Below are 12,272 nucleotides of genomic sequence, written 5' to 3' on the forward strand. Positions count from 1 at the left end.
CTCGCTATTGCGGCTGTGCTTCGCGCGAGAACTCTCAGCCGAAGACAAATATCTGATGCTGGGGTATAACCTGTCCGTTCCCCCTTATGTGCGCCAGGCGATGTTCTCTCGCTCCTTCGACAATGATGGTCTCCTGCCTCGAATCCGCAAGCCGGTGCTGATCACGCATGGGGCGAATGATGCGGTTGTCAAACCAGATGCTGTCGAACTACACAAGGCTAGTTTGGCCCATGCTCAAATTCAGGTAATGGCCAATGTGGGACACGCGGCTTTCTGGGACGATGCGGCAGGGTTCAATCAGCGTCTTCGCGTGTTTGCGCAAGCCTGTTGAAGCATGGAAACACTCTGACGAATACACCATCTATGAGCATGCCAGATTGATGAGCAAACCGGAGACTGAAGACCTCCACTATTGGTAACAAGGCAAGGCACTCATCGAAAAGGGGCTGAAGGTCAAAGTAAACATTCCGCTCGTAGCGACCGCCTGGAAGCTCAGATGGTCTACCCTGGCGTGGGTTCGATCTCCTTGTCATTCGGAGAATCAGGCGGGGCTGAAAGCTAAAGCTGACCACGGCGCCGACTTGTCAGAATCAATCAGTGACCCATGAAAACCGGTCTGGGGGAATCAAGGTTATCTTTCTCTTCATCCGGGATTCGGCGTTGTGCAACCGGTTTATTCCTTGCTGACGAATCGGCATGATGCGCGATTACACACCACACTGCAGGCTTTTGCTCTTCGAAGCGAAACAGCCAGCAGCAGGCGTGTCCAACGGCTTCATTCCCCATTTGGAGAAGACCCGCCTGGGGCTACGGCGTGGTCGCGAAGTGGGCAGCATTGGTGGCGGTGGAGCTGCCGCCTATGTAGACGGTATAGTCGGCTGGTTCGACAACCGGCTGAGCCTTGGCGTTGTAGAAGGACAACTCGTTGAAGCCGAGTGGAAACTGCACTGTTTGAGTCTGGCCGGGGTCGAGAGTGAGCCGAGAAAAGCCCTTGAGATTACGTACCGGCTGCTCTGTGCTGGTCCCTCGGATATTGATATAGCACTGGACAATCTCGGTGGCACGGCGCTTGCCTGTATTGGTGACTGTGGCGGTTGCGACGATGGGCTGGCTCTTCTGATCGCGCATCAGCGAGGAGGAGCTTATGGATTGCGTCGAAAGCGAAATACTGGAATAGCCAAACGTTGAATATGAAAGGCCATGCCCGAAGGGGAAGAGCGCGTCGTTAGGCACGTCCAGATAGCGTGAGACGAACTTCATCTCAACATAGCCAGGGTGAGCCGGATCGGCATGCTGGATTGGGCGACCAGTGGGAAGTTGATTGTAGTAGAGCGGCTCCTGGCCCACAGTGCGTGGGAAACTCATGGTGAGCTTGCCGCTCGGCGCGACGTCGCCGAATAGGGTGTCGGCAATTGCGGGGCCGGCTTCGACACCAGGGTACCAAACCTCCATGATGGCGGAGACGTGCTGAGCGGCCCAGTCGAGCACGAGCGGGCGACCGGAAAAGACGAGCAGAACGACTGGCTTGCCGGTTGCAACCACAGCTTCAAGCAATTGCTGTTGGTTACCGGGCAGGTCCAGGAACGCGCGCGACGCGGCTTCACCGCTCATGTCGCTCGACTCTCCAAGGGCGAGGATGGCGACGTCGGAATTCTGTGCGGCAGCAACAGCTGCGGCGAATCCGGAGTTCGACATGCCGGAGATTTCGGTTCCCTTTGCGTACGTGAATGTCGCGCTGCTTTGCTGGGCTCGTTCCGCCATGGTCGCGCGCAAGGTACGCACATCGCCGAAGTTGTTGGCCCCGGACCAGGCGCCAACCATGTCGCTGGCATCGTCGGCGAGCGGGCCGATGAGCGCGATCCTCTTCGTGGTCTTAGCGAGGGGTAGGAGGGGCTCTTCAGGCGCGGGTTTGTTCTGCAGCAGGACGAAGGACTCCTCCGCAGCTCTGCGGGCGAGTGGGCGATGCTCGGCGACGGCTCCTGTCACCTCTGCACCCTCGGCGAAGGGATGATCGAAGAGCCCGAGAGCAAACTTGATGCGTAGAACTCGGCGCACTGCTTCGTCAACGACAGCCATGGGCACTCGACCTGCCTTGACGAGCGCGGGGAGCTCAGCGTCGTAGTAGTGCGACATCATGTCGATGTCGACGCCGGCGGTGATAGCTTTCTCGGTGGCCATGGCCGTATCGAGTGCAATGCCATGATGCGTGAGCTCCATGACGGCTGTGTAGTCGGAGACAACGAGACCGTCGAAGCCCCACTCGTCGCGCAGGATGGTTTGTAGCAGGAACGGGTTGGCGCTCGCGGGGACGCCGTTAAGCGAGTTGAAGGCGGACATGACAGTGGCCGCGCCGGCCTCAACAGCTGCGTGGTAAGGCGGCAGGTAGACCTGACGCAGCTGCAGCTCGCTCATGTCGGTGGTGTTGTATTCGCGACCGGCCTCGGCTGCACCATAGGCGGCGAAGTGTTTGACGGATGCGGCGACGGAGTCTGGAGCGGACAGGCTGTCGCCCTGATAGCCGCGAATATAGGCACGAGCGATGGCGGAGCCAAGGTAGGGATCCTCACCTGCGCCCTCGGTGCACCGACCCCATCGAGCATCGCGCGCGATGTCGACCATGGGTGAGTAGAACCAGTTGACGCCGGCGGTACGGGCCTCAACAGCGGCCATGTGCGCGAGGTCAGTGACAAGAGCGGGATCCCAACTAGACGCGGTGGCGAGCGGCACTGGGAAGATAGTGCGGAAGCCGTGGATGACGTCAGCCCCGAAGAGCAACGGTATATGGAGGCGCGTATTGTCAACAGCAGCGTGCTGGAAATGGTTAGTAAGGCTCTGCCCGACCGTATTGAGCATGGAGCCGAGTTCACCTTTTTGTGCGAGGGCGTGGCTGTCGATTCCGTCAGGGCCGGGAGGGTTGACATTGAGAGCGGCGGTAGAAGGCCCGGAGAGTTTTGCGGGGTGCGCTTCCGTGGCGCTGTATTGGACCAACTGGCCTATCTTCTCGGCGAATGTCATTCGCTTTAGTAGCGTGTCGACCTTCTGCTCAATCTCCGGGCTGGCGAGCTGCGCGTTGGAAGCTGCGTCGTGGGATGCCTGCGCGAAAGCTAGGGAGAATGCAAAGCCGAGGGAGAAACCGACGAGCAGGGTGGATCGACAGTAACTCATTGGGGAATCCTCAAAGGCTACTTTACCTCTGTCCGGGCAACTGAGTACAAGACAAGTTGCTGGATAGTCGCGTCCTCGCAGCAACCTCGATGCTATGATTTCGACACCGCGGCAGAACTGTTGGCGCTGTACAAAAAGTTCGGTCTCCGACTTGATCTCGACGGCAATTTGACGAACAAAGGACAAGATATGGAACAGGGAACAGTGAAGTGGTTCAACGATGCTAAGGGTTTTGGCTTTATCAGCCGTCAGAATGGCGAGGACGTATTCGCTCACTACTCGTCGATCGTCTCCAGTGGCTTCAAGAGCCTTCAAGAAGGACAGGCCGTCCAGTTCAACGTCGTCAAGGGACCCAAAGGCTGGCAAGCGGCAGACATCCAACCACTCTAGGCTCTGTGAACGCTTCAGGCACAGAAAGGATAGCTTAGGGCTGTCCTTTCTCCTGTCGCATCCTCGGTGCCGGGCTAAGCTCAGAACATCGCTCCTAGATGGTGTAGCTTGGCAGACTATCGGGCGTAGATTTTTGAAAGCTATTTGGGATACTTCAAGAACAACGCCAAATAATTCTGAAGTCACAGCTTTGGTTCAACATCAACTGCCCCCGCAGATTCCAAGGTGGTTCCCAAGATCATGTCGACGGCCCGCTGAGCGCTTGCCGCAGCCTGAACAATCAGTCTGTTGTCCTGCTTCAAAGTGCTGATCCAGTGTTGGAGGTATGCGGTGGTGTTCCGTTCGGTAAGCTCCGTCTCAATTCCAGCCATGGCACAAAGGAAAGCGGATCCAGTCTCAGCGATGAGCTCTTCTTGCTGTAAAGCTCGTCTCCAAAATGCTCGCCAAAGGTCCGCGCGAGCCGGTTCTCATGGCCAGTGCTGTGAATCAGTTCATGAAATAGGGTCTTGTAGTAGTGAGCAGTATCGACGAAACGGAAACGGGCAGGAAGATGGATGGAGTCGGTTTCGGGTCGGTAGTAAGCACGGCTTTCGGTTTTGACCTTTGTACGGATCGCGGGCCGGCCACTCCAGTTGTTGACGAGGTCTTCACAAGCCTTGTCCAAGTCGACTGAGGCAAGTTCCGGATCCTCGATCATCGGTACATTGAGCCCGTCGCATTGCTCCACACTGAAGACGTTGTAGTAGGTCGGTCGTACATCTTCGTTCCTCCAGGCACAGTCCCGAATTCGTGCTGATGATGCCAGAGGCTATAGGGACCGCTCAGTTGGACGTCCAAAAAATGCGATACCGGTTCGAAGATAACGGTGCGAGTTCGCCAACGGATAGGAACTCCGAAGAGCCGTATCTGATGGTCGATGAGGGTTCCGGGCTTCATTGCAATCGGTTGAGGTGTGAGGATGTGGATGTTCAGGAACGGAGGCGTTATCCGTTCGAGATTTCCAGCGTCCGAAAAGAAGGCAAAGACCTCTTCTCTTGTTCGTGGCAGGAAGGTCGTTCGTTCGAGACGATAAGGCATTCAGCTCTTGAGGCGATTGTTACACGACGGACCGCGATGCAGTCCGTCGCTTGCCATCAGTGAGGGAGCAGACCGAAGACCGCTACCCCTGTCGGGGTTCCGACGTAGACCTTCCCGTTGATGACCATGGGAGTGATGAACTTGTTTCCATTGCCGAAGGAGTCCCGTCCATTGGGTGCCTGGTTGCTGTTGTAGAGTTCGTGCACGAGATTTGCCGGATCGTACGCGTGCAGAATTGCAGGTTGGCCTGTGTTGGAATCCAGCGCCCAGACGATTCCATTCTGGATTCCGTTGGCAGAGATGGTTGGTGTAGGACCGGGGTGCATGAACTTTGTCGGTGACACACTGGACGGTGTTGTTGCCATCTTTGCGTTCACCATCGGGTATGCCTTGAGCATATCGCCGTCAGCGGAATAGTAAAGAACTCCGTTGAAGTAGGCGGGCGAGGAGTAGACGAGACCAAGGTTGGCTCCGGGCAACTCCTGATAGATGTTGTTGTCCATCGGATTGGTGGCCGGGTTGAATTTGCCGAGGTTGTCGCGGTCGGCAAGGTAAATATTCAGGTCTTTGCCCGCACCCACGATCAGGTGATGAACCGTTCCCTGTGAATCGGTCTGATCTGGCAACAGGAGAGCACCGCCAGATCCGAGATCGAGATCCTGGGCTGATTCGGCTTGCGTGTTGTACATCGTGAAGTAATCGGCGACGGCGAGCTTGCCGCTTGTAGTGGTGAGCCTCACCATGGCGTTGCCATAGTCTCCCTTGGACGGGAAGCCATTCATGTCCAGAGCTGTGTCAAAGGTGCCGTTGGCGAGGAGCACATAGATGGAGCCAGCGCTGTCGGCTGCCATACCGCTGCCGCTCATCCAGATAGAACCATTTTTGCCGTTGGGGGTCACATTCAACAGCTGGGTTTGCTTCAGCGTGGATTCGCTGTAGGCCATGATCCATCCGGTGTAGAGTCCAACGTCGCAGTGCGAGGTCCATCCGGTGTATATGGTGCCGTTGAGCAGGAGCAGAGCGGCGCGTTCTGCATATTGAGCCGGATCGAAGATGACGTTGCCGTTCTGGCTGTTATCTCCAGTTCCGGGATAGGAGGCGGCGACCTCCGTGGGGCTGCCGATCTCGGCTCCTGTGGTGAGGTCAAGGGCGTGGAGCCGGTGATGGTAGCCGCCGCTCGAGTCTTTGCTGGTTGCAACGGCGAAGATGGTTCCATTGGCGCCCTGCTTGCGGTCGATGACGGGCGTGGCACTGACTCCTATCTCGGGGCTGATCTGGGAGCAGTTGTGGTCGTCGCTGGGGCCCTCGCTGGTACCGAGAAGGGAGAGCTGCCAGAGCTGGCTGCCGTCGTCCGCGTCGAAGGCGTACATGCTGCCATGTTCGCTGCCAGCGTAGATGACGTTGTGAAACTTGTTGCCGATGGGCACATTGGCGAGATAGAGCGGCTGGGCATCCACTTTGCCGTCCATGTTGTAGAAGCCGACTTTGCCGAACTGGGTGGAGTTTACGTTGGCCGAGGTGAGAATCGTCTCGTTGGCGTTGAGTCCGCTTCTTGCCAGATCGTAATGGAAGGTCGTGACGTCGGCGACGTTGGTCATTGCAGCGCCGAGGACATTGAGCGCGAAGGTTGCATTGTGGGTAAGGCCACCGGAGGTGCCGGTGAAGGTGAGGGGCGATGTGGCTGCAGGTGCGGTTCCAACGGCGGTCAGGGTTGTGGCCTGCGCGGTTCCTGGGGTGAGGGTGAGAGTGGAGGGATTCGCAGTGACGCCTGTAGGCAGGCCAGCAATGGAGACCGTGACACTGCCTGCGAAGGAGTTGAGAGGAGTTGCCGTAACGTTGACTTGAGAGCCGGCTGCTCCGGCGGTGATGGTGAGCGCTGCCGGAGCTACGGATAGGGAGAAGTCGGGGGGAGGGGCAAGAGTCGCGGTCACGGAAGAGGTGTGAGAGATGGTTCCCGAGATCCCGGTCAGGGTTATAGTGGCACTGCCGCTGGCGGTTGCCGGGGCTGCGGAGAAGGCTATGTTCTGCGCGGTGCCGGGAGTGAGTATCAGTGAGGATGGCTGCGCCGTGACTCCGGTGGGCAGACCGGCGATCGCAACCAACACCGTGCCAGTGGAGCCGTTGACGGCGGCAGCGCTCACACTGACCTGTTGCGGTGCGCCGCCCGGAATGAGCGTGATGGTTCCAGGAGTTGAAGAGAATGAGAAATCCGCGGGAGGCTTCGAGGAGCTACCGCAGGAAGCCAGTACGAGACAGGCGACGAAGCCAGAAGAGGCCAGAAAGATCTTCGAGAAGGAAGTCATAGAGGTTCACCAGGACTGCCACCAGGAATTTAGCTCAGGCTAGTCGTTCAGCCATTACGGCAGAACAAGCATAGCCCCGGGAGCCTTCCTCAGTTGTCATCGGGATATCTTCTGCTGGTAAGTACCTGGCAGTCACAGGATAGCTGGGTGGCTCGGGAGGGGAGCTAAAGGAAAAGGCCAGCGCATGGCCAGCCTTTTCTTAGAAAGAAGATGTTTGGATTGGCACGAACACGGACGCTCGCACGAGGTTTATGGTGAGGGCTTGGAGCATTGTTCCATTCAGTTCTTGTTGTCGCAGCACGGCGGGATTGTTCCTGCCGCTCCTCGCCGCTCGCCGAGAACGCTCTGGTCCGCCCGACTGTAACGAACGGCGGAGAGAGTTTTCCCAATACCTGGCGGTCCGTAGCATAGCCCGATATAACGGAAATGGCGGCATGCATCGCAGAATTCAACGAACCTGTTGTATTCGATCGTTTCGACGAAAACGCCGCTATTCGTTACGGTACCTTTTGATGCGGACTTCGGATACGGGTGCGGCGGCGGCTTTTGCATGAATCTCCTTAGGAGCGGTGCCCCTTTTCAACTGCAGAAGCTCATCGACGACCTGTTGCCGATCGTGGAGGATCGAGCTTAGTTCGCGACGGCGTTGGTTACGCACTCGAATGATGTCTCTCAGAGGAATGGTCTCACCTGCTAACTCTGCTGAAACGGCGGGGCAGAGGAATCGATCTTTGTAGAAGACACGAATCTCGCCTATATCCCGTGGATCGAATCGAATGGTCACATCTTCGCCCACGTATGCGGCCAAGGTAAGCGATAGATACCGTAGACCTTGAAAGTGGATGCCATCCCGGCGCACCTTGCGGGCACGAACTTCCTGCATCAGCAGGAGGTCGAGCTGCTCAAGCGATTCAGGCATCCGCGGCAGGAACCCGCCTTCCGCCCACCGTTCTGAGGGGGCCGTCCTACCTTTGACGTTGGTGCGGCGATGGTATGTCTCCAACAGAAATGTTTGAAAGAGATCCTCAAACTGCTCCAGCGAGAGGCTGGGCTTATGTCGTTTTCTCCTGATATAGCCATCGAGCTCGCAGAGGAACATCTCCTTTACTGTCCGAAAGAAGCGCTCGATCCGGCCACGGCCCTGGGGGTTGCCGGGAGTCGAGAATACAAGGCGAATCTTGAGATCGACGGCAACTTGCTCTATGTGCTTCGAGGTGAAATCAGAACCGTTGTCGGTATAAAGAACTTCTGGAATGCCACATATATGCCAATGCGAGTGACCCTTCCGCCATATACCTTGTCGCAGCGCGAGAGCCGTTCTCATCGAAGAAGGCGGATCGAAGCCAAGATAGTAGCCGGCAATGGCGCGACTATAGTCGTCAATGACGATAGTCAGCCAGGGTCGAGCAGTCCGGCCGTCTTCGCGTAGCAGGAGAATGCTCAACTGTGCGTGGTCCGCCTGCCAGATGGCATTTGATCGCGGTGCCTCGCGTCTGTGAACCAGATCGAACCCTTCGCTGTATGCCTTGCTACCGTGTTGGGCGAGAGTGAGTAGCCCGCTTGGAATCTCACGAAACAAAGTCATAGACAGTTCCATATAGAACCCCGGAGAAGAAGGCGAGCATCGCTCTATAGGCGATCGAGCGAGAAGCAACATCTGCATTGGAAGCCATCCGCGCTTGTGACGAAGCGAGGTGAAGGGATTTTCGCCGGCATCAAGCCCATCAATTCCTTTAGGGCGACGCAGATTCACTGAAGTAAACCAGTTGCGAAATGAGTAAGGAATGAGTGTGATTCATGTTGCTCTTCCTTTGTGTGTTCGAAACGCTAATTGCATCGTTCCTTTGGCAGCCGCATCTATTTCTTTTGGGTCCACTAGTTGGGATTTAGAGCCGATGTCATCGAGGGTTGAATTAGTATCTCTTTCCGAGGAACCGCTCAAGGTAGTGCATGAGTCTCAATATGTTGTGATGGTGCTTCAGCCTGGAGGGATTGATTTTCTAGGCATCGACGGTGCTCCAACGGAGCAGTTTGAATATATTGAAGGCGAGGCTGCCCTATGTTGCCGGCAAGTTCCCGCGCTGGTCCAAAGCCGCGATCAAGTAAGAGGGCTTCGTTTTGAAGTGTCTGATTTTAACCTGAGCGAAGCTGCTGGTGAAGCGAATAGAGAGATAGAGTTACGGAACATCCATAAGCTTAGGGATCCGCGGATCACTGCACTAATGACTGCCGTCAATATTGAACGAGCATCTGGTTTTCCCAGTGGCCAATTATTTCTTCAATCCATTGAACTGGCGCTAGCCGCAGTTTTAGCGCAAAGTTACACTCTCTCAGTGAAAGCGGGGCGCCCAATCAAAGGCGGGCTAACTGACATTGGTCGTCGGAATATCGTGAACTTTGTACGATCAAAAATCAGCGAAGACATAAGCCTCGCCAACATGGCAGCAGTTACAGGCCTAAGTATGACTCACTTTTCTCATGCCTTCAAAAAGTCGATGGGTAAAAGCCCACACCAATTCGTATTGCAGCAGAGAGTGCAGCGCGCCAAAGAGCTCCTCGGATCATTGAATTTGAGAATGATCGATATTGCTTTAGCTTGTGGCTTCAAAACACAACAACACTTTGCTCGGGTATTTCGAGAGACGTCCGGTCTAAGTCCTACAGAATATCAGCGACTTAAATTAGGCAAACAGCTGCGAAATTCGCAAGTCCGACCTTATGCAAATTGTGCTGCATGGTATCGGGGATGACAACTCCATGACTAAGAGGTTGCAGATCTGTCCGATCGCGAAATGCACCTGATAGCTATGAGTTACAGGGTGTCCCCTAAAAATAAACCTATTAAAGCGAATCCAAATGCTCTGACAGTTAAGTTGCCGTCGAGGCCACGCGTTTCGGCTGAGAACCATACGAACATGGCGAAAGCGTTTTAGCAATCGGTTCACGAGCTCTCGATCACTGAGTAACCTCTAAGAGGTTCCATAGATGATGATGGATTGAGCCCGACACTTTCAATTGGGGATAACCTCATGGAACGGACATTTAGATCGTTATGGGGCACGCCGAAGGCATTCATCCCAGCAGAAAGTCGAGCGGGCTCCATCAACGAAGGTGAAGTATTTTACTTTGAAATTGGTGCAGGCTCTGGAATTGCTTCTCCGTCATGTCTAGGATCGCTGGCCCCGACATGAACGCCGGTTCCATCACTCATCACAGCTTGTCCATAACCAAAATATGGCGTACGAACTGGTCGAGGCTTTACTTGGTGTCCCAATTTGCTTAGCTCATCTCGAACTCGCTCAGGGATCCGTTCCTCGATCTCAACATCACAGCCATCGAACGTATCTTTTTTGAAACGGCCGGCTTCCAGAGCCTGCTGAATGGATGCACCATAGTCAGCGATATCCGATACAAACTGGGCTTGCGCTTGTGCTTGATTCCAACCGCCCATAATGCCAAACCCAATCCGGGCATCATCCTTCTCCATAAAGGCCGGAATCAGAGTATGCAGAGGACGCTTGTGACCTGTCAGAGTGTTCGCCTGCCCTTTCTCCAGCGTGAACTGAGCACCACGGTTCTGCAGTACAAACCCTGTACCTTTCGGAACGACGCCAGATCCGAAGGCAGCATAGTCGCTCTGGATGAGAGATACGATATTGCCTTCCTTATCGATAACCGTCATATAGATTGTGTCTTTCCCTTTTACATCCGTGATGCCTGGCAAGACGGCTGGCTCCACTGAGCAACGCGCGGTATCTTTAATTTCAGAGGCACGTTCGGCTGCTAGCTTTTTATCCAGCATCTGTGTAACAGGTATCGTGGAAAACCTAGCATCTCCTACGTATCGCAGCATGTCTGCATACGCCAACTTCTTGGCTTCTATCATCGTATGGAGCGCTTTCGGACTCTGAAAGCCATATTCCTTCATGGGGAAGGACTCCATGATATTAAGCATCTCCAACGCAGCAATCCCCTGGGTATTCGGAGGCAGCTCGTAGACCTTCCATCCACGATAGGTTGTGGAGATAGGCCTAACCCATTCTGGTTGGAAATCTGCTAAATCCTCTAACGTCATTGTTCCACCCATTTCTTTAGAGATGGAGACAATAGCTTCCGCGGTCGGCCTTTATAGAAGCCATCTCGGCCTTTGGCGGCGATGCGCCGCAGACTGTTTGCAAGATCAGGATTGCGAAATACTTCTCCTGACTTTGGCGCGCGTCCATTGGTCAAATATGTAGCTGCCATATTTGGTTGCGCGCTTATAAGCTTATTAAAGTAATTCCAGATCAGCGCAGTTACCTCGTTAATCGGAACTCCGTTATCCGCATAATCGATCGCCGGCTCCAGCAGAGTGGAAAGAGGCATCGTACCAAAGCGATCATGTAAGGTCTGCCAGCCAGCTACCACACCAGGAACGGTTACCGAGTTGATCCCAGCTTGCGGCATCTGGTTGACTCCGTGGCCCGAAAGAAACTCAGGTGTCAATCCATTTGGAGACCAACCGCTCGCGTTTAAACCATAGACATTTCGGCTCTTCGCCTCATAGTAGAGCACAAATAGATCTCCTCCTATGCCATTCCCCATGGGCTCCATTAATCCAATAACAGCATTTGTTGCTATCGCAGCATCAACGGCATTGCCGCCGTGTTCAAGTATTTGAACTCCGGCTGCAGCTGCTACCGGTTGGCTCGCAGCAACAATGCCATATTTTGTTGTAACAACTGAACGACCTGTGACCGGAAGCGCATTTCCGCTGCCAGGGGGTTTCACCTGACCTACACCTGGTGCTGCCAAGGCTCCAAAACAACACATAACTGCTATTGCGCGCGCCACTACCATTCTTTGCTCCTGAATTTGATAAACGTTCCCAGATGTAGAGGTTGTCCTTCTCGGCGGGACACCACGCTATCAGCATTGCTGAATAAGCGGGTACGGTATGCGTGCGAAGGAAGCAACAGCGGCCCCGGCCAAGGCCTGTGTTCATCTTATGCTGCCGTTTCGCATTGAGCGTGTCGAATAGCGCTGTTGTATCTAATGTTGCGGTTCCACAAACATTTTTTCTGCATGTCGATCTCTTGGCACAAGCGTCTCTCGCTATGAACACACGTGCTTTACGATTTTCGCCGCGGCATCCTGGGTGAGGTACGTCCAAGCTTATGGCGGAGGTCTGAGTCGACTTACCGAGTCGAGACACTTTCTAGCCAATATGAAGGCCTAAGTGGTGCGGCTGCTCAAAGTTTCAAAGACACGACTTATATGGCATAAGAATTTGCGAATTCCGTTGCTGCGTGGTTCGTCCTAAAGTCGAATCATGATTACACGGAACGAACCAACCAA

At 54.9% G+C, this 12,272-nt stretch carries 7 protein-coding genes and 2 pseudogenes; 3 read left to right on the top strand and 6 right to left on the bottom strand.

The annotated features are described in order from the left end of the window. On the top strand, positions 1 to 331 hold a 331-nt coding region (locus tag AC5S26_RS29525; RefSeq protein WP_494188529.1), incomplete at its 5' end, for an alpha/beta fold hydrolase. A 476-nt stretch (positions 332 to 807) separates the two neighbouring features. On the opposite strand, the gene AC5S26_RS29530 is transcribed toward AC5S26_RS29525, so the two are convergent. Continuing rightward, a complete protein-coding gene (locus AC5S26_RS29530) occupies positions 808 to 3,165 on the bottom strand; it encodes a glycoside hydrolase family 3 N-terminal domain-containing protein (protein WP_494188530.1) in 2,358 nt (785 codons plus the stop codon). 189 nt (positions 3,166 to 3,354) lie between these two features. On the opposite strand from AC5S26_RS29530, the gene AC5S26_RS29535 reads away from it, so the two are divergent. Beyond that, positions 3,355 to 3,555 carry a cold-shock protein gene (locus tag AC5S26_RS29535; protein WP_494188531.1) on the top strand — a complete coding sequence of 67 codons (201 nt, stop codon included), beginning with the start codon at positions 3,355 to 3,357 and terminating at the stop codon, positions 3,553 to 3,555. 182 nt (positions 3,556 to 3,737) lie between these two features. Here the strand turns inward: AC5S26_RS29535 and AC5S26_RS29540 are convergent. The 4 genes and pseudogenes from AC5S26_RS29540 to AC5S26_RS29555 form a co-directional block, all read right to left on the bottom strand. Continuing rightward, a pseudogene (locus tag AC5S26_RS29540) lies at positions 3,738 to 4,252 on the bottom strand (zincin-like metallopeptidase domain-containing protein). After that, positions 4,249 to 4,632: an SRPBCC family protein gene (locus AC5S26_RS29545; protein ID WP_494188532.1), complete on the bottom strand. Its 384-nt coding sequence runs from the start codon at positions 4,630 to 4,632 to the stop codon at positions 4,249 to 4,251. Before AC5S26_RS29545 ends, AC5S26_RS29540 begins: the two are co-directional and overlap by 4 nt. A gap of 56 nt (positions 4,633 to 4,688) precedes the next feature. After that, complete coding sequence (locus AC5S26_RS29550) at positions 4,689 to 6,935, bottom strand: hypothetical protein (protein WP_494188533.1); 2,247 nt, start codon at positions 6,933 to 6,935, stop codon at positions 4,689 to 4,691. A 490-nt stretch (positions 6,936 to 7,425) separates the two neighbouring features. Further along, the gene (locus AC5S26_RS29555; RefSeq protein WP_494188534.1) at positions 7,426 to 8,520 is read right to left on the bottom strand and encodes a transposase; all 1,095 of its coding nucleotides are present in this window, start codon (positions 8,518 to 8,520) and stop codon (positions 7,426 to 7,428) included. Between the two features lie 199 nt (positions 8,521 to 8,719). On the opposite strand from AC5S26_RS29555, the gene AC5S26_RS29560 reads away from it, so the two are divergent. Further along, positions 8,720 to 9,685: a helix-turn-helix transcriptional regulator gene (locus AC5S26_RS29560; protein ID WP_494188535.1), complete on the top strand. Its 966-nt coding sequence runs from the start codon at positions 8,720 to 8,722 to the stop codon at positions 9,683 to 9,685. Positions 9,686 to 10,056: 371 nt separating this feature from the next. Here the strand turns inward: AC5S26_RS29560 and ggt are convergent. Then, positions 10,057 to 11,774: pseudogene (gene ggt / locus AC5S26_RS29565) on the bottom strand (gamma-glutamyltransferase). Between the last annotated feature and the right edge of the window lie 498 nt (positions 11,775 to 12,272).

This window comes from Edaphobacter sp. FHG110511_03 (genome assembly GCF_059115365.1).